Origin of the sequence: Paenibacillus sp. FSL R5-0713, from assembly GCF_037973325.1 — a bacterium.
Lineage (GTDB): Bacteria > Bacillota > Bacilli > Paenibacillales > Paenibacillaceae > Paenibacillus.
In genome coordinates this window covers 2542122-2560578 of record NZ_CP150229.1, presented here as the reverse complement: position 1 = coordinate 2560578, position 18457 = coordinate 2542122, and the positions used below count along the sequence as shown (strand labels likewise).

The 18457-nt window shown below is 45.9% G+C and carries 17 protein-coding genes; all 17 read right to left on the bottom strand.

The features are described 5' to 3' along the window. Positions 1 to 137 precede the first annotated feature (137 nt). Positions 138 to 1679, bottom strand: a complete 1542-nt coding sequence (rny, locus tag MKZ12_RS11675) for a ribonuclease Y (RefSeq protein WP_036670418.1) — start codon at positions 1677 to 1679, stop codon at positions 138 to 140. Positions 1680 to 1989: 310 nt separating this feature from the next. After that, positions 1990 to 2727, bottom strand: a complete 738-nt coding sequence (locus MKZ12_RS11670; protein ID WP_339260477.1) for a regulatory protein RecX — start codon at positions 2725 to 2727, stop codon at positions 1990 to 1992. Positions 2728 to 3015: 288 nt separating this feature from the next. Further along, positions 3016 to 4080 (bottom strand): recombinase RecA, encoded by a 1065-nt coding sequence (gene recA, locus MKZ12_RS11665; protein ID WP_062833851.1) that lies wholly within the window; start codon positions 4078 to 4080, stop codon positions 3016 to 3018. Positions 4081 to 4323: 243 nt separating this feature from the next. Next, positions 4324 to 5580: a competence/damage-inducible protein A gene (locus tag MKZ12_RS11660; protein WP_339260476.1), complete on the bottom strand. Its 1257-nt coding sequence runs from the start codon at positions 5578 to 5580 to the stop codon at positions 4324 to 4326. A 108-nt stretch (positions 5581 to 5688) separates the two neighbouring features. Continuing rightward, positions 5689 to 6276 carry a CDP-diacylglycerol--glycerol-3-phosphate 3-phosphatidyltransferase gene (gene pgsA, locus MKZ12_RS11655; protein ID WP_062833849.1) on the bottom strand — a complete coding sequence of 196 codons (588 nt, stop codon included), beginning with the start codon at positions 6274 to 6276 and terminating at the stop codon, positions 5689 to 5691. 320 nt (positions 6277 to 6596) lie between these two features. Beyond that, positions 6597 to 7088, bottom strand: a complete 492-nt coding sequence (locus MKZ12_RS11650) for a YajQ family cyclic di-GMP-binding protein (protein ID WP_253433904.1) — start codon at positions 7086 to 7088, stop codon at positions 6597 to 6599. A gap of 154 nt (positions 7089 to 7242) precedes the next feature. Beyond that, positions 7243 to 7413, bottom strand: coding sequence for a hypothetical protein (locus MKZ12_RS11645; protein ID WP_017689116.1), 171 nt, complete (start codon positions 7411 to 7413; stop codon positions 7243 to 7245). 67 nt (positions 7414 to 7480) lie between these two features. Then, on the bottom strand, positions 7481 to 8542 hold the full coding sequence (locus MKZ12_RS11640; RefSeq protein ID WP_339260474.1) for a RodZ domain-containing protein: 1062 nt from the start codon (positions 8540 to 8542) through the stop codon (positions 7481 to 7483). Positions 8543 to 8608: 66 nt separating this feature from the next. Beyond that, positions 8609 to 9376, bottom strand: a complete 768-nt coding sequence (locus MKZ12_RS11635; protein ID WP_036609270.1) for a DUF3388 domain-containing protein — start codon at positions 9374 to 9376, stop codon at positions 8609 to 8611. A 197-nt stretch (positions 9377 to 9573) separates the two neighbouring features. Next, entirely contained in the window at positions 9574 to 9837 is a 264-nt protein-coding gene (locus tag MKZ12_RS11630; RefSeq protein WP_017689119.1) for a DUF3243 domain-containing protein, read from the bottom strand. Positions 9838 to 10000: 163 nt separating this feature from the next. After that, positions 10001 to 10771: a 3-oxoacyl-ACP reductase FabG gene (gene fabG, locus MKZ12_RS11625; protein WP_339260472.1), complete on the bottom strand. Its 771-nt coding sequence runs from the start codon at positions 10769 to 10771 to the stop codon at positions 10001 to 10003. A 1-nt stretch (position 10772) separates the two neighbouring features. After that, positions 10773 to 12053, bottom strand: a complete 1281-nt coding sequence (locus MKZ12_RS11620) for a pitrilysin family protein (RefSeq protein ID WP_339241665.1) — start codon at positions 12051 to 12053, stop codon at positions 10773 to 10775. Positions 12054 to 12056: 3 nt separating this feature from the next. Next, a complete protein-coding gene (locus MKZ12_RS11615) occupies positions 12057 to 13337 on the bottom strand; it encodes a pitrilysin family protein (protein WP_339260470.1) in 1281 nt (426 codons plus the stop codon). A 126-nt stretch (positions 13338 to 13463) separates the two neighbouring features. Continuing rightward, positions 13464 to 14294, bottom strand: a complete 831-nt coding sequence (gene sleB, locus MKZ12_RS11610; RefSeq protein WP_339260469.1) for a spore cortex-lytic enzyme — start codon at positions 14292 to 14294, stop codon at positions 13464 to 13466. A 186-nt stretch (positions 14295 to 14480) separates the two neighbouring features. Continuing rightward, on the bottom strand, positions 14481 to 17219 hold the full coding sequence (locus MKZ12_RS11605; protein WP_339260467.1) for a DNA translocase FtsK 4TM domain-containing protein: 2739 nt from the start codon (positions 17217 to 17219) through the stop codon (positions 14481 to 14483). 90 nt (positions 17220 to 17309) lie between these two features. After that, on the bottom strand, positions 17310 to 17540 hold the full coding sequence (locus MKZ12_RS11600; protein ID WP_036609282.1) for a YlzJ-like family protein: 231 nt from the start codon (positions 17538 to 17540) through the stop codon (positions 17310 to 17312). Further along, positions 17537 to 18310, bottom strand: a complete 774-nt coding sequence (locus MKZ12_RS11595) for an ATP-dependent Clp protease proteolytic subunit (RefSeq protein WP_339241658.1) — start codon at positions 18308 to 18310, stop codon at positions 17537 to 17539. Before MKZ12_RS11595 ends, MKZ12_RS11600 begins: the two co-directional genes overlap by 4 nt. Positions 18311 to 18457: the final 147 nt, after the last annotated feature.

The following is an 18457-nucleotide window of genomic DNA, read 5'->3' as shown; positions in this document are numbered from 1 at the left end:
AGATGTGGATTTATACAAAAAGCCTTTGACGAATATGGAATTCAGCCGAAAAAGCCTAGCCTCTTTTTGAAAACACACTTTAAGAGGCTATCAAAAGGAAAAGTGGCCCATTAACGCGGCCACTTTTCCGTATTGCTCTATTTTGCGTATTCAACCGCACGGGTTTCCCGGATGACGGTGACTTTGATGTGACCCGGATAGTCGAGCTCATTCTCAATCATCTTCGTGATGTCACGGGCGAGACGGAAGGCTTCAGCATCATCGATCTTCTCAGGCTGTACCATAACACGAACTTCGCGTCCGGCCTGAATGGCGTACGATTTCTCGACACCTTCGAAGGATTCCGAAATCTCTTCCAGCTTCTCCAGTCGTTTGATATACGTTTCCAGCGTTTCGCGGCGTGCGCCTGGTCTTGCTGCGGAGAGTGCATCTGCTGCACCAACCAACATGGCAATGACCGAAGTCGCTTCGCAATCTCCGTGATGGGACGCGATACTGTTGATTACAACCGGATGTTCTTTGTATTTCTTCGCCAGTTCCACGCCAATTTCGACGTGTGATCCTTCCACTTCGTGATCCAGCGCTTTACCAATGTCATGCAATAGACCTGCACGTCTTGCCAGAGTTACGTCTTCTCCGAGTTCGCCAGCCATCAATCCAGCCAGATAAGCGACTTCCATCGAATGTTTCAAGACGTTCTGACCATAACTTGTACGGAACTTCAACCGGCCTAAAATTTTGATCAGATCCGGATGCAGACCATGCACGCCAACTTCAAAGGTAGCTTGCTCACCGTATTCACGGATGCGCTCATCCACTTCTTTGCGGGATTTCTCAACCATCTCTTCAATCCGTGCCGGGTGAATACGTCCGTCAGCCACCAGTTTCTCCAGGGCAGTACGGGCAATCTCACGGCGAATCGGGTCAAAGCCCGACAGAATAACAGCTTCTGGCGTATCATCGATAATGAGGTCAATCCCTGTAAGGGTTTCAAGCGCACGGATGTTACGTCCTTCACGACCGATAATCCGGCCTTTCATTTCTTCATTCGGCAGGGTAACAACAGATACCGTTGTTTCCGCTACGTGGTCAGCCGCACAACGTTGGATGGCGAGTGTAATAATCTCGCGGGACTTTTTGTCCGCTTCTTCCTTCGCTTGTTGTTCAATGTCCTTGATCATTTGAGCCGTCTCATGACGAACTTCCTGTTCTACGTTGGACAGTATGATACTGCGTGCGTCTTCCATAGTGAGGTTGGATATACGTTCCAACTCTGTCACCTGGTTTTTGTAGATCATTTCGATCTGCTGCTGAGTCTCATCAATTCGTTTCTCTTTGTTAGCCACTTGCTCTTCTTTACGTTCGAGTGATTCCAATTTTTTATCCAGCGACTCTTCTTTTTGCAACAATCGTCTTTCTTGTCGTTGAATTTCATTCCGACGTTCACGAGTGTCTTTTTCAGCTTCAGCGCGAATGCGATGGATTTCATCCTTCGCTTCCAGCACTGTTTCTTTCTTCAGTGCTTCTGCCTCTTTCTTCGCGTTCTCCACGATTTGTACGGCAGCTTGTTCCGCACTAGAGATTTTAGCCTCTGCAAGAGATTTGCGAATAAAATATCCTACTCCGAACCCAATGAATAGCGCGGCTGCAACGAGAGCGATCGTGATTGCAATTTCCATACTGTTCACCTCCTCGTTGGTTCCTCCAAGGCATTCCTTGGGTCAATTTGCAGTTTTCAAACCTTACATATTTTTGGGAATAACGAATACTCACGGCGATCCCCCGCCGATTTTCATTTCACATGTACATGTTTCCACGTACTATTCACTGTTTCCAGCGAACCCATAATTAAGAATGGTATAAATCTTAAGAAACCGAAACCGCTTTTTTGGAAGGAAAAAGGGTTGTCCATTTCTTACAGACTCATGTCCATTTTAGTATTTGACGAAAGAAATTGTCAAGAGAATGCAGTATAGAGACTCTAGTCTGCTAATCCCATAACAACGCTTCGTCATCTTCGGCGTCTTCAGCCTCATCTTGTTCAATTAAACAATTCACGACCCGGCGCACCATATCCATTGAAAAACCACGTCTCATTAAGAAGGGAAGCGTTTTATTTTTCTTCTCTTTGACGTCCCCTTTGACCTGATTCCATTTTTTTCGTCCGGCACTCAATGCAGTCTCAAATTCCGCATCCGCACTGACACCTTCCAGCGCTTCAACAATAAGATCATTGGCAATGCCCTTTTGACGGAGCTCTTGCCTTATCCACAGTTTTCCCTTCCGCTTGCCCTCCATACGCTGTCTTGTCCATTCCTTCGCAAATAGGTCATCATCCACCAAATTCTCGCGCTCAAGTCGATCCAGCGTCTCTTCAATTAAAGGAGCAGCAAACTCTTTTTGACGAAGTTTCTGACTCAACTCATGTCGTGTACGCGGCTTATGCTCCAAAAAACGCAGAGACTGTGTATACGTCCGCTGTCGCTCGTCAGCTACAATGATTTCTTCCAGATCCTTCTTCATAAACGAATTGCCTTGAGTCATCCTGTATTTAATCATTACATCTTCAAGAACCGTTATGGAGTGGATGCCAAAAGTGATTCGATAACGAGCTTGCCTGTGCTTTGTCCGTTCTACACGTGTAATTATAAGTTCTTCGTTGTCCGGAAATTGGGATAGGCCATCCTGTTCTGCTTCTTCATATAAATCCTCGTCATGTTGATCCATTCAGGTCTCCCCTTTCACATCATTTTTATTCTGACTACGTCAAGCACATCTTCACATAAAGAATGCTAATACAAAAGGCCGGGAACTCAGCCCGGCCTTTATCTACACAGTAGCGTGCCAACAGCCCCTGTCCACTGGGACAGGGGCTGTTGGACAGGGGCTGTTGGACAGCAAGAGCAGTCCCACTACAATCAACTTATCCAGATTGATCCAAGCTCAATCAGATAAGTTTATGGAGCCCAGTGGGAAACACCCTCAGGGCCTCCCAGCAAGGGAGGCTTTGAGAGATTACTCGTTGATTTCAAACAATTCTTGTTCTTCTTCTGCTTCTTTTTGTTGCTCTTCACTTGTTGGCGCAGGAACTGCGGTAGTCAAGTTACTAGCTACCCGAATTTTTTGTTCAATGATTTCAGCAATATCTTTATGCTCTTTCATGAACTGCTTCGCGTTCTCACGGCCTTGTCCTAAACGCTCACCTTCGTAAGAGTACCAAGCACCACTTTTATTAACGATGTCCAGCTCAGTACCAATATCAATGATACTGCCTTCTCTCGAAATACCCTCACCATACATGATATCCACTTCCGCTTGTTTAAACGGAGGTGCCACTTTGTTTTTCACAACTTTAATACGAGTACGGTTACCAATCATGTCATTGCCTGATTTGATACTCTCAATACGACGTACATCCAGACGTACCGTAGAATAAAACTTCAGAGCACGACCACCAGGTGTTGTTTCCGGGTTACCAAACATAACGCCGACTTTCTCACGAAGCTGGTTGATGAAGATTGCGATTGTTTTGGATTTGCTGATTGCACCAGACAATTTACGCAACGCCTGAGACATCAAACGCGCTTGCAAACCAACGTGTGAATCACCCATTTCGCCTTCAATCTCTGCTTTTGGAACCAATGCAGCTACAGAGTCAATAACGACGATATCTACTGCACCACTGCGTACAAGAGCTTCTGCAATTTCCAGCCCTTGCTCACCCGTATCTGGCTGAGATAGAAGCAATTCGTCAATGTTAACGCCCAATTTACTTGCATATTGAGGATCAAGAGCATGCTCAGCATCGATAAAGGCTGCTTGTCCACCAACACGTTGTACTTCAGCAATCGCATGCAATGCGACAGTTGTTTTACCTGAAGATTCAGGTCCATATATTTCAACAATACGGCCTTTAGGCAAGCCGCCTGTTCCTAATGCAATATCCAAAGCCAAGGAACCACTGGGAATAATTTCCACATTCATATGAGTGGACTCACCCAGTTTCATGATGGATCCTTTACCAAATTGCTTCTCTATTTGACGGAGCGCCATATCAAGCGCGGCACGACGGTCTGACAATAAGCTCACACCCTTTACTGTTTATAAGATAATGATACCTTGTTTTAACACGTTTGCCAAGCTTTTTTTCGAACATACATTCGTTTTTTTTGTAAAGGCCGAGGCGCCTCTTCCTCAAAGAAACTTTCCATTAAACAGAAAAAAGAACCGTAAACAAGGCTGTAAAGCCTAATTCTGCGGTTCTTCCGTCTTCCTTAATTATACTTCTTTAGAGCTTCAAATGCAATCGAAGCTATTAACTAATCAATCCATCGCCACAAGTTTTTTCCATAGGCGATAGAGAATCGCTTTGGTTGAACGAATGCGGACAGTCTCGCGATTACCATTAATACGCAGCTCATGAATTTCCGTCTCTTTTCCACGTTCAGCCAGAGCGATGAAGACAAGTCCGGGTGGCTTGCGTTCCGAATATCCCGGTCCAGCTACACCGGTAACAGCCAAGCCAAAATCAGCATCGCCAATCATGCGGATCTGCTCAGCAAGCACTTTTGCAACCTCAGGACTTACCGCTCCAGGTGCATCTTCACCTTCCAGATAATCATGAGGCACATTTAGCAGCTTTTCCTTAATCTCATTGGAGTAACAAACAATTCCACCTTTGAGCATTGAAGCACTTCCCGGTACAGAAGTCAGACTTTGCATGACAAGACCTCCTGTACAGCTCTCAGCAGCGCTAAGCGTCAGCCCCATGTCAGACATCATGGTTACAATTGTGTACTCTATAGGCACATCCTCGTTCGCGTAGAGATGTTCTGTCAAACGCTCCCGAATCTGAACCTCCATCGCATCCAGCTTCAGCTTCGCCTCTCCTTCACTCGCAGCCTTAGTGGAGACACGTACCGTAACTTCGCCTTCGCTCGCGTAAGGAGCAATTGTAGGGTCTGTCTGCGCGTCAATCAGATCCAGCAGTCGATCCTCCAGAGCAGATTCACCGATACCTGCGAATTTGAGCATTCGGGAATAGATCGGCATTTCTTCTGTAAGCACATGCTGGAACAGCCAAGGCTTGACTTCCTGTTCAAACATTGGAATTAGCTCTTTGGGTGGTCCAGGCATCACAACATAATGTTTATCATTATCAGAAATCGCATTTCCTGCCGCAAGACCCGTTTCATTGGCCAGAGGTGTCCCACCCTCAATAACAATTGCCTGACGTCGGTTATTCTCTGTCATGTCCACATTACGATCTCTGAAAAAGCTCTCAATTTTATCCATCGCCATTCGATCCGTATGCAGTTTTCGGTTAAGAACAGCTGCGAGCGCATCCTTGGTCAGATCATCTTGAGTGGGTCCGATGCCACCGGAAAATAAAATAACGTCAGCACGGCCCTGTGCAATGCGAATAGCTTCACTAAGTCGGTTCAGGTTATCCCCAACCACCGTTTGGAAATATACATCGATCCCCATCGCAGCCAATTCACGGGATAGGTATCTGGCATTGGTATTGACGATTTGTCCAAGCAGTAGCTCTGTGCCAACTGCAATGATTTCTGCCTTCATTGAGCATCCTCCTGTACATGTGGTGAGTGATCAAAGGGCAATAGGATAATTTCCTATTGCCCCTGACCCAATGCTTCCTTCATGATTACCCATTTTTAGAACCAACTATTATGCTTTTGTTAAATGAAGCAGGTTTTTGTTTTTGATAAAGTAATCGATACCCGACCAGATGGTAATAAGCGCTGCTGCCCATACTGCGATAATATCGACGTGAATACCCGTGTATGAGAACGGGAAATTGTTCAACAGCAACAACACAATTGCCACAATCTGCACTACCGTCTTCAGCTTGCCCCAGGCACTCGCAGCAACAACCGAACCATCCAGCAATGCGATTTGGCGCAAGCCGGTAACTGCAAATTCACGACTAATAATAACCACTGCAATCCAGGAATCCAGCTTGCCCATCTCCACGAGCGAGATCAAAACTGCAGTAACCAACAGCTTGTCTGCGAGCGGATCAAGCAGTTTTCCCAGATTGGTAACCATGTTATTTTTCCGCGCAAGGTATCCGTCGATTCCATCTGTGCTTGCGGCGATGATAAAAATAACAGCAGCAATCAGTTGATTATACGGAAGCGAAAAGCTTCCAAGCTGCAACGGCTCTGGATAAAATGGAAAATCCACGAGCAGGAACACCATCAAAAAAGGGATTAAGCAAATTCGTGCAAGCGTAATCCGGTTGGGTAAATTCACAAGACGCCCTCCCTCATATCCTCCATTACTCCAAACAATCATCATAATCCCGTTATCATCATCCGGAACATGAAATGTACAGTTTCAATGTCAATCCATATTAACATGATCCCACTATGTAGAAACGCAAAAAATAAAGTCAACCGCTCAAAAGCAAAACCGCTTTAAACGTTCCGGTGACTTCCAGAAGATGTACTGCTTTTCACAAAGTCAGCAAACGATGAGGACTGGACTTGATGCATGACTGCCAGCAATGCACACTTAGTATAATATACGCCTAATACCATGTCAAAAAACACTTCTGCTACAAGAAGGTCTTATTACTTGAAATTTGTATATTGCAAATCCAGAGGCAGGTTGGCACCATTTAACAGCTGCATGACTGCTTGCAAATCATTTTTACTCTTACCCGTTACCCGTAGCTGGTCTCCCTGAATCTGACTCTTCACTTTCAACTTGGAATCCCGAATCAGAATATTGATTTTTTTGGCGATGTCCTGATCAATCCCCTGTTTAAAATTCAAGCGCTGGCGGACAGTACCAGAAGATGCTGGCTCTACCTTTGCGTAATCAATGTTTTTCAATGGTAGACCACGCTTCGCCATTTTGGATTGAAGTACGTCAATGACAGCCTTAAGTTTGGTCTCATCATCAGATACGATTGTTAACGCATCCTTATCCAGTTTCAGGCTGCTCTTGCTGCCCTTGAAGTCATAACGAGTGCCAATTTCCTTCTCGGTTTGTGTAACAGCATTTGTCAGTTCCTGCAAGTCCATTTTGGACACGATATCAAATGAATTTTCTGAACTCAAAACAGTCACCCTTTCAGTTAATCATATGTTCTGTAACATTATAGAGGATACCCCAAGCAAAAGTCTAATTTCAAGATGTTCTATACAAAGAAAAAAGCATTTTTGGCTTCCACCTGAAGTGGCTGCCAAAAATGCTTACTGGTCCAGCTTCCAACTAATAGCGGCTGCGGTTGGGCTGTCTGAACATATCGAGCACACCCAAAAGCACATGTGCAAGTCCAAACCCCAATATTCCGTAACCCCAAGCACTTGGAGTCAGATAATAACCCAGGAGGCTGACAATGATCCCTAAACCCGTTACGATCCAGCTGACTGTCACAGCCATCCACCTCACTTCACCAAAAGTTAACTGCAAGTTAAGACACAGTTATTGTCTCCTGCAGTTGACCGGGTTATTCGCTACCAGTGGTACCCTCTGTACTGTCCGTTGAACCATTTTCAGCACCTGTGGAAGTAGCAGTATTGCCAGTGTCTTCACCAAGCTTCAAACGGATCCGATTGGTTGCCTTACCATCCGTTACAACTTGCCCGCCAACCTCAATCGTGGTCGCTGCAGCGTAACCGGACTTAATGTACATGCCTGCACTATCCAGCTCAAAAGTATAGCTGTCGCCTTCGGCTGTGTTACCATACTCCAACTTCTCTCCGCTGGAGTTCTCGCCCTTGTATACTTCCAGCCAGCTATGACCTGTGGCTTTGATCGTAACCGTTACAGGTTTGCCTGCACTTCCGTTAACTTTGAAGTTCGTAATATTGCCTGACTTCCCATCTTCTGCAACCGTTACAGCAGACGATGAATTATCTGTCGGTTCTTCCTGATTTTCTCCCGTCTGACCGTCTGTTTGGCCATCAGTTTGACCATCAGTTTGACCATCCGTCTGTCCTTCCGTGTCTGTTCCGCCACCGTTACCGCCAGCGTCGCCTTCACCCTTACCATCAGTGCCTGAGTCTGTTGCAGGCGGATTAGATGCCTGTCCGTTATCGGCAGGCTGATCCGGTTTATCTTCAGGCTGTTGTTGACTGTCTGTAATTTTGACCGAATCAAGTCCTTGATTATCCGTTTCATCACCATTGTTATACACCACGTATACATACAACAGTACTACGATCAAAACAGGGAATGTCCACATCAGTGCGACAGACATCCATCGATTACTACGCTCAACCGGACGGCTGGAACGCTTCTGTATTACCGGTTCCATCGTTGCTTCCGCCTCTTCTGCCGGTACGTCTTTTTTGTGCCCCTCCAGCAGCTCATCAGGGTTCAGTCCAACGGTCTCCGCATAGGTTTTAATGAAAGCACGCACATAGAAGCTACCTGGCAGCACTTTATAGTCTCCTGCTTCTATGGCCTCCAGATACCTCTTGCGAATTTTTGTCATTTCCTGTACATCGTCAAGACTCATCCCTTTTTGCAGCCGGGCCTCTCTTAACTGCTGACCCAGTTCAGACATGCCATCTCCTCCTTATGTTTATCTCATGAGTTGTTGCTAATCTATTCCATGATTCCGTACGGAGCCTTATAGTTCGTCGGTATAGCTTGCCGTAAACGTATCATAAATAATTTCTTCATTTGGAATATTGCGCAATTCAATAATAATATCAAAATCATTAAAATCATATTCGGATTCCTGCACAAAAATATCCGGATGTTCGATAACCTTTGTACTTGGCATCGACATAATATCCTGCAACAAATTGTAATGCCGCTCACTGGAACGAATCGTACTTACAATTCCATCAATGATGAAAACATTGTTCGGGTTCAATTCGTCTTCGGACATTTGACTTCTTATCGTCTGACGAAGAAGTGTGGAGGAAACAAAAGTCCATCGCTTCATCGCACATACGCTGCCCGCAATAATGGACTCCGTTTTACCAACACGAGGCATTCCGCGCAAACCGATGACCTGATTGCCTTCCCTCTTAAATACTTCACCCAAAAAGTCCACAAGTAACCCAAGTTCATCTCGTGTGAAACGAAATGTCTTGCGATCATCCGAGTCACGGTCAATATATCTGCCATGACGCACAGCCAAAATATCCACCAATTTAGGTTGACGCAAAGCCGATACGGTGATGCTGTTGACTTTGCCAAGCATTTCACCAAGCAAACGGATTTTCTCATCATCATCCGATTCAAGCAGCATACCTCGCGTTTTGCCTTCCACACCGTTAATGGTCAATATATTCACTTCAAGCATCCCCAGCATAGAGGCAATATCGCCTAACAAACCGGGTCTGTTCTTATGTATTTTATATTCCATGTACCATTGTTTAGATTCCATTTCAACACCCCGTAATGCATTATTCCACATTATTCGACAGCAACAGAACGTGTCCACTGGACAGCAAACTGAGACATCTTCTAAAAATGGGTCACGTTAATGATATATAAAATGAAAATGAATTACAAGAACAGCTCTGTAATCCGTTTGTAATCATTAGAGAAAAGCCCCCTTGCGGGAGCTCTTCATCTGTAATCTTATGCGTTTTGTTTGGCCAATTTGACCATCAGGCACGCGATCGTACGACGCTCATCTGCATCGCCGACATCCCATAACTCTTTCAATGCCCGGTTGGAATGGTTCGCCGGATCGACTTTCTCATCAAGGAAATCGCCGATTTCATACGCAAGTTTGTTGATGGTTTCTTCACTCATCCCCATCTTCTCTGCTTGCAGTACGCGGTCACCCAGGAACTTCTTCCATGTGTCAAAGCTGGAGAGCACTGTTTTTTCTGTTGACATGATAAATCCTCCTTAGATGACGCATGAGATTTAAAATCAACAGTTGTAATATGTGCTTTCCAAGCATTTTATATACGAGCATTTTGAAAATAATCCGGAAGACGGATGCTTCTCGGCCAACCTTCACTTGTTTCGTTCATAGCCACTCAAGTTTACTTGCTGCTTACGTTAACCAACCGCCATTTGGACTGATAATCTGCCCATTGATATACCCCGATTCAGGGAGGGCCAGAAAATAAACCAGTGATGAGATTTCATCAGGTTGAGCAAGTCTTCCTGCCGGAATTTCCTCTTCCAGCATCTTCAGTTCACTCTGATCCAGATGGTTCAACATGGATGTCTGAACGGCGCCAGGAGCCACAGCATTTACGGTTACTCCGGAAGGTGCGAGTTCTTTTGCAAGTGCCTTGGTGAATGCATTCATCCCGCCCTTGGTTGTGGAATACAGCACCTCGCAAGAGGCACCAGACAGCCCCCAGATCGACGATACATTAATGATTCGACCATACCTTTGGGAGATCATGTGAGGCATCATTTCCTGTGTACACATAAACGTGCCTTTGAGATTAATGGCCATCACTTCATCCCAGATCTCCTCTGTAACATCAGACAACATCCCATAGTGCGAGATTCCTGCATTGTTCACGAGGATATCTGGCATGAGATTGTGTGACTCCAGCTTCTCACGCATACGTTCAATCTGTTCCCGGCTGCGAAGATCCGCAGACACCGTCATGATTCTCCCACTGCCCTGTTCCATGCACCGTCTGGCAGCTTCATTCGCTGCCTCATGCGATTTCATATAGTGTATAACAACATTCATTCCCACTCTGGCGAAACGTTCTGCGATAGCGGCTCCGATGCCACCGCTTGCTCCAGTCACCAGTACAGTCATTTCCCCAATTGCCTTCAATTGTCCTGTTCCCCTCTCCATATCAAGGACTCACGACTAGCGATACAGCCAGTTGATCCCAGCGAATATGCTCTCTCAGTCTGAGATTTACATCTTCCAGTGTAATCGATTCATAGAGCGGAAGCATATTGAAGAAATCACCGCCACGGAATTGCTGACGTGTAAATTCATGCGCAATGTTCTCCGGAGAATTGAGCATACGCAAATATCCGCCTATTTTCTTTTTGCGTGCACGTTCAAAATCCGTGGATTCGAACCCCTTTTCTACAATGGCATCCACTTCTTCACGTATACGTGCCAGCAGTTGATCCGGATCTTTCGTGTCACCACCAATAGCTGAAAACGCATATTGCGGCGAACTGTTATACTCATGTCCAAAGCTGTCCGAGATCAGATCTTCATCATAGAGCTTCTGAAATAATCGTGTGCTTGAACCAAACAAAAGATCCATCATCAGTTGCGTTGTCATATCCCGCCGCAACAATTTTTCTCCAGTAAGTCCAATGTCCGTCTCCTTGAATCCAAAGAGACATTTTGGCAGTGAAACAGCCAGTTTTGCTTCCCGTCTGGCTTCTCCTACTCGCTCTGGCTCCGGTTCGAAGAAACGTTCGATACTCCCCTGTGGCTTATAATCCTTCTGTTCTTGGTTCGAACGAACCATATCAATCACTTCCTGTGGATCTACACCACCTACCACGAATAAGAGCATATTACTCGGGTGATAGAAGGTGTTATAGCACTCATACAACATCTCTTTGGTAATCGTACGAATGGATTCCACCGTTCCTGCAATATCGATATGCACCGGATGTGTCTGATACATGGCTTCGATCAATCCAAAATAAACTCGCCAATCCGGATTGTCAGCATACATATCAATTTCCTGCCCAATAATGCCTTTTTCCTTTTCCACATTTTGATCCGTGAAGTAAGGATTTTGCACAAAGTCAACTAATGTTTGTATATTTTCATTCACATATTCGGTCGCTGAAAACAAATAAACCGTCTGATCGAAGCTCGTAAATGCGTTAGCTGAGGCACCGTGAGACGCAAATGTTGCAAAAATATCGCCTGTGGGTTCTTCAAACATTTTGTGTTCCAGAAAATGGGCAATTCCATCCGGAACCTTGACTGCTTCCTGTCCCTCAACCTGAAAATGATTATCCACCGATCCATACTTGGTTGCAAACGTAGCATACGTTTTCTGGAATCCCGGTTTAGGCAAAATATAGACATGCAGTCCGTTATCCATTACTTCGTAATATAGTGTCTCCTGCAAATGTTCATACCGAATGCTCTCCACCGACTATTCCTCCTTCTCGTCCCGCAAGAAATAAATCGTATCCAGACGGAACTGTTCTGCCGCCTCACGAACATCTTCCTTGCTAATATGTTCTATCTGAGCTAGCAGTTCTTCAGCCGTTCTCTCTTTGCCAGACAACTGTCGATTGAAATCATAAGCGATCATCTCAAAAGCAGAATCCTGTATCTCCTTAAGCAGGTTACGAATCATTGCTTTGGTCTGGGACATTTCCAGATCACTGATTGTACCGCTTTTCATTTCCTCCAGCTGCTGCTTGATGATGGTGACAGCCTTCTCATAATTAGGGATTTCAATTCCGGATTGAATCGTGGCAATGCCCTTATGTCCGTCATATCGCGAAGAAGCGTAATACGCCAGGCTTTCTTTTTCACGAACATTAACAAACAGTTTGGAATGAGGATACCCACCGAGAATCCCGTTGTACATGAGTGCCGCTGCATACTGAGGATCTCCATAAGTAATCGATGTACGGAGTCCCATATTGAGTTTTCCTTGACTCACATTCAGTCGCTCAACAACGGTCTCTACTTCCTTATCTCCTCGAACCGCGGCCTGTGTCTGGTAATCGGAGGAGGACGTTCGATCTACATTGAAATGACGCTGAACAAGGTTCTCCACCTCCTCCAGTGTCGTATCCCCTACCACATACAGATCCATACTCGCCTGTTGCAGCCACTCCTGATAAGACGCAGTCAGTATGTCAGGCTCAATCCCGGGCAGATCCTTTCGCTCACCCAGGGGGTGAAGACGGTACGGCTCGTTCTTGCACATTTCCTCGATACTGCGTTCAGCGGCATACCGCATTTTATCATTAACGATGGACTCCAGCTTTTTCCGAACCGTCTCTCGCTCTGCTTGTACATACGACGTCCTGAAATGTCCATTCTCCTGTGCAGGTCGGGTAAGAACCTCTCCCAGGAAGGCAAATGACCGATCCAGCAGCTGCTCATCGCCTCCAACAAAGGAGTCATTAATGGTATCCATCCGAAACTGTACTATCTGATAATCCCCGCGTTTATAGACGTCAAAACCAAAACCGGCTCCATACAGATGCTCCAGCTGTTCACGAAATTGCGTTGTTTCCGGATAGGACTCCGTCCCCCGTCGTAGTACAAAAGGTGTCAGCGCTACTTTGGTTACTGTATCTTCTCGTAAGGGAACGCCTGCATATAGCGATATAGCAAACGTTTTGAAACGTTTAGTCGGAAGCACATGTATACGAAACTCTCTCTTGCTGCCTCGTTCGAATCCTGATGTATTCAAATGTCAAAACCCCTTTACGGCGTCATTTGTCATGCAATCGTATTACGCTAAATGTAACAACCATTTTAACCCATTCAAAAGGCAAGAAGCAACCGAAGTCACGCCTTCTGGTTGCTTCCAACATCATCACATACAAAAAATATGCTGCCCGATTGTTTTCACCTGTGGACGGGTCCAGATCCATTTGGATGTTGCTGTCTTGGGATTAAAATAATAGAGACAACCACCGGATGGGTCCCAGCCATTCAGGGCCTGCTCAACTGCCTTCTTGGCTTGTGCGTTTGGTTCTAGATAGATCTGTCCGTCCGCTACAGCTGTAAATGCACCGGGTTGAAAAATTACCCCTGAGGGTGTACTCGGAAAGCTTGGGGATTTTACGCGATTCAGAATAACTGCCGCTACTGCGACTTGACCTTCAAACGGTTCACCTCGGGCTTCACCATATACGGCGTTAGCCATAATCTTGAGTTCATTCTCGGAGAGACCGAGTGCATTGGCAGATCCCATATTGTCTTGCTCTTTATCTGCCGTATTGTTGTTGCTTCCTCCACCCCCACCAGAGGATTCCTTGTGTAGCGGCGGTTCTGTTGGCGACCATTTGGTTGACGCATTGTACAGCTTGAGCTTGGTTTCAGCCCCAACCACACCATCTGCCTTCATGCCAAACTCGGATTGAAACCATTTGACGGATTTCAGTGTGCTGCTGCCAAAATTACTGTCGATTTTACCATTGTAAAATCCCAGATACTTCAGACGTCCCTGAAGTTCATATACATCCTGACCGTAACTTCCATATTTCACTGTATTGCTGCTAAACGTAGGCAAGGCCTTTTCTTCTACCTGCGGTGTACGCTCGGCTGAACTTTCCGTTGCTGTATTCCCAGGAAGCAAATAACGGATTCCCAATGCGGATATCAGCAAAATAGCAGTGAAAAGCCATAGGTTCATTTTTCGCATCGACTGTGCTCTACCTTTCTCTTGTGGGATTAACAGAATCGCTAAGGTTATTATGACAAGCCTGCTTGTTTCCTATGCACCAAATCATCCGATCTTTGGAGTAGATGGCAAAACTTCAGTCTGCAGAGTATACAAAAAGCCCCCAACCAATAGGTTGAGGGCTTAAACGACCGATGCTCCAAGTCACTATGAGCTTATTTTATTCTGTTGATACTGTTCAAGCGATACCAGCACTTCCCGTGGTTTGCTACCCTCGTAAGGACCGATGACCCCCCGGGCTTCCATGGAGTCAATTAAACGCGCTGCACGTGTGTAACCAACCCGCATACGACGTTGCAATAGGGAGACTGACGCTTGTTTCGCCTCCAAAATAATCTGTACCGCTTGCTCATATAACTCATCCTGTACTTCATCTGCTGCCTGAATGGAATCATCCACTTCAGGTACAATGGACTCATCATACTGCGCTTCACCTTGACCACGTACGTAGTTTACAATATTTTCGACTTCTTCATCGCTCATAAAGGCACCTTGTACACGAACCGGTTTGGATGCACCCATAGGCATGAACAACATGTCTCCACGACCCAACAGCTTCTCAGCCCCACCCATATCCAGAATCGTTCGGGAATCCACTTGCGAGGATACACCGAAGGCAATTCGCGATGGAATGTTGGCCTTGATTACCCCGGTAATAACGTCAACAGACGGACGTTGTGTGGCAATAATCAGATGGATTCCAGCTGCACGAGCCATTTGAGCGAGTCTTGCAATGGCATCCTCGACATCTCCGGCTGCAACCATCATGAGATCTGCAAGCTCATCCACAATGACAACAATATAAGGCAGAACAGCCGCAGGATTGTCTTTCATCAGATTGTTGTAACCCTCGACGTTACGTGTACCTGATTTGGAGAACAGTTCATATCGTTTCTCCATCTCGACCACAATCTTTTTGAGAGCAAGTGACGCTCGTTTGGGATCAGTTACAACTGGCGCCATCAGATGAGGAATGCCGTTATATACGTTCAACTCAACCATCTTGGGATCGACCATCAGGAACTTCACTTCATCCGGCTTTGCTTTGTACAATATGCTGGTAATAATTCCGTTAATGCACACAGACTTACCGGAACCTGTCGCACCCGCGACCAGCAAATGGGGCATACGAGCCAAGTTACCAATGATTGTCTGTCCGGAGATGTCCCGGCCAAATGCAATGGTCACTTTGGATTCTGCATCCTGGAATGTTGCCGTCTCCATTACTTCACGCATCGTTACAACCGACACCTCGCCATTAGGAACCTCGATACCTATAGCGGACTTCCCGGGAATCGGCGCTTCCATCCGAATATCTTTTGCAGCCAGAGCCAACGCAATGTCATCAGTCAGACTGACAATTCTGCTGACCTTGACACCGATATCAGGCTGAATTTCATATCTTGTAACAGCAGGACCCCGAACCACTTCAAGTACTTTGGCACGAACACCGAAGCTTTCCAGTGTAGCTTCCAGCTTACGCGCTGTCTGCATATAATCCTTCTGGTCGCCTGCCTTACCCGCATTGTTAGGCTTGGCAAGAAGACGGAAGGATGGCAGCTTGTACGGCTTCGGAGGAGGGGGTGGTGGTTTCACTGGTTGTGTGTCCTGCCCTTCAGGAGTTGGAGTATCTGCTCCCAACATTGCATCATTAGGCACTTCTTCTCCACTCTGAAGCCCATCCTCAGCATTCAGCTCGTCCATACCTGCACCGGATGCTGACCACTCTGTCTCTACCAGTTCATCCGTTATTTTAATGTCATGTTCGCCCTGTTGAACTACGTTTGGATCAGCGAGATCATCAGGGAAAGGATAAGCATCGTCCAAATCATCTTCAATGCCTGCATCTTCGGCTCTGACATGCTCAAAAAAGTCTCGAATGATCGGCGCTGAGTTAGGTTTCGCCTGAACCGGAACATGTGATGAAGCTGATTTGTTCGCTACGTCTTCGGTTGCATCCTGCCACGTCTCTACATTGTGATCTTGCTCGGCGCGGTATACAATCTGTTCTGTTTCAACTGAATCGACCTCATCCATTTCACGTCCTGATGTCTCTTGCTCTCGATTAGCTCCCCATTTTCCAAAAAGCTGAAAGAATATTGGGGCTTTTCGTTTTGGCAAATGTTGTTCCTCTAATTCATCCTCGTACTCGTCTTCATCATCTTCAACAGGGACAGGTACCACTTTACGAGCGTTACCTTTTTTCCTTCCATCAGAAGTTACAGCTGATCGTGCAGAAGACCGCGATTCCATCTTCTTGTACATCGAACTCCCGGCATCCCAGACCTTGGTTCGGAATATTCGAATCAGATCCACATAAGATAGACTCGTAATCAACATAAAACTGATGACAAACATGACAATCATGATGAGTCTCGCACCCAGACTGCCGAACAGCCACAGGAAAAGAGCGAATTGCCCAGCTCCGAGATAACCACCGCTGATATCCTTGTTAAGCATGGAGTCCCTCTCCCCTGGTACAACAGGGGTTAATAACTCGGTTTGCATATCATTATGTACCTGTGTAATCACAGCACCAGGCTCAAGCGCACCAACCGGAATGAGCTTCTGGTGCATTGCGGAGACGGTACTCATCAGGGTTAAGGCAAAGACCAGCAATACCAGTCCTGTTTTGCGTGTGGTCCAGCCACTCGGCCATTTCCGGTGAATCATCACCATGAGACCATAATAAATACCAACAAGCGGAATCGCAAAATAAAACTTACCAAGCATCAGTCCGAACATCTTGGAAAGCGAACGTCCAACGGTGGCTTCACCCGATAATGCTATGACAGCAAGGGTAATAAGCACAATTCCGTAAATTTCATATTTTAAAACGCCACTAAAACCAGCGCCCTTTTTTTTCCTCTTTTTTCTTCTGGCCAAAATCAGGTCACCCCCAGAAGAATATTATACCATACAAATATAATCCGTACATATGTTCTTTTTCTGCTCAATTTGTCTGAATTCGTCGCGTTATGCTGATCCCAAGTTACCCGAAAGCGGAATGGTCGAACCGGGCATATTGGCAGGATTAAGATAGGCTTCGAGTGGACAATCCAGCAAACGTACAATAACGGCTTCATTGTCATTTACAGGCCTCACCTGCATTAATAAACCATTCATCTTGATTTCTCTTGTATCTTCGCCCTCTTTCCACATTCCTGACCAGAGTTGTTCAGGGGGCATCACTGTATATAACGTCATTGGGTATAACCTCCCGCTTGCAGCGTCTGTCTCTTGTCTCCTATGAGCTGATTTAACTGAGCAATGGCTTGCCCAATTCCGCCTACCGCATCCATCAATCCATATTTCACTGCATCCGCGCTTCCTACAGCTGTGCCGATGTCCCGGTTCAACTCACCGGTCTTAAACATCAGTTCTTTGAACATCTCTTCCGAGATATTCGAATGAGACGTCACGAACCGTACAACCCGCTCCTGCATTTTCTCCATATACTCAAACGTCTGAGGTACACCTATGACAAGGCCGTTCATCCGTATGGGATGGATTGTCATCGTTGCACTTCCGGCAATCAGGGAATACGTTGAAGCTACAGCAATCGGCACTCCAATGCTATGTCCGCCTCCAATGACCACAGTGACCGTAGGTTTGCTTAGAGAAGCAATCATCTCTGCAATGGCCAGACCGGCCTCTACATCTCCACCTACCGTGTTCAAAATGATCAGTATACCTTCAATACGCTGATTCTGCTCTGCAGCCACCAGCTGTGGAATGATATGCTCATACTTTGTTGTTTTATTTTGTGGCGGCAATATCAGATGCCCTTCGACCTGTCCAATAATGGTCATACAGAAAATATTTGATTCACCTGCCGGCGACTGTGTCTGCCCGAATTGCTGAATCGTCTCTGTCACGGGCGAGATGTTCTTGTCCTCTTGAATCGGAATCTCTGGCGCTTCAACTTCCGGTTGATTGGATTTTGACGCCTGCTTGCCATTCATACGTTCATTCATTTCATTAATCCCCTTCTCCAGAAACATTTAATGTATTCCTTAGTATGGGGATTTTTCCAGCCGCCTTATACCCGCTACATCCAAATTGCTTACATATTGACCATATTGCGGATCTTCCTGAAAAACGCAAAAAAAGCCCCTTCTCTA

Bases quoted from the DNA above. Each gene is read 5' to 3' on its own strand.
- rny (WP_036670418.1), bottom strand. From the start codon at position 1,679: ATGGAAATTGCAATCACGATCGCTCTCGTTGCAGCCGCGCTATTCATT.
- MKZ12_RS11670 (WP_339260477.1), bottom strand. From the start codon at position 2,727: ATGGATCAACATGACGAGGATTTATATGAAGAAGCAGAACAGGATGGC.
- MKZ12_RS11660 (WP_339260476.1), bottom strand. From the start codon at position 5,580: ATGAAGGCAGAAATCATTGCAGTTGGCACAGAGCTACTGCTTGGACAA.
- MKZ12_RS11645 (WP_017689116.1), bottom strand. From the start codon at position 7,413: ATGGCTGTGACAGTCAGCTGGATCGTAACGGGTTTAGGGATCATTGTC.
- MKZ12_RS11640 (WP_339260474.1), bottom strand. From the start codon at position 8,542: ATGTCTGAACTGGGTCAGCAGTTAAGAGAGGCCCGGCTGCAAAAAGGG.
- MKZ12_RS11635 (WP_036609270.1), bottom strand. From the start codon at position 9,376: ATGGAATCTAAACAATGGTACATGGAATATAAAATACATAAGAACAGA.
- MKZ12_RS11630 (WP_017689119.1), bottom strand. From the start codon at position 9,837: ATGTCAACAGAAAAAACAGTGCTCTCCAGCTTTGACACATGGAAGAAG.
- fabG (WP_339260472.1), bottom strand. From the start codon at position 10,771: ATGGAGAGGGGAACAGGACAATTGAAGGCAATTGGGGAAATGACTGTA.
- sleB (WP_339260469.1), bottom strand. From the start codon at position 14,294: ATGCGAAAAATGAACCTATGGCTTTTCACTGCTATTTTGCTGATATCC.
- MKZ12_RS11600 (WP_036609282.1), bottom strand. From the start codon at position 17,540: ATGACGTTATATACAGTGATGCCCCCTGAACAACTCTGGTCAGGAATG.
- MKZ12_RS11595 (WP_339241658.1), bottom strand. From the start codon at position 18,310: ATGAATGAACGTATGAATGGCAAGCAGGCGTCAAAATCCAATCAACCG.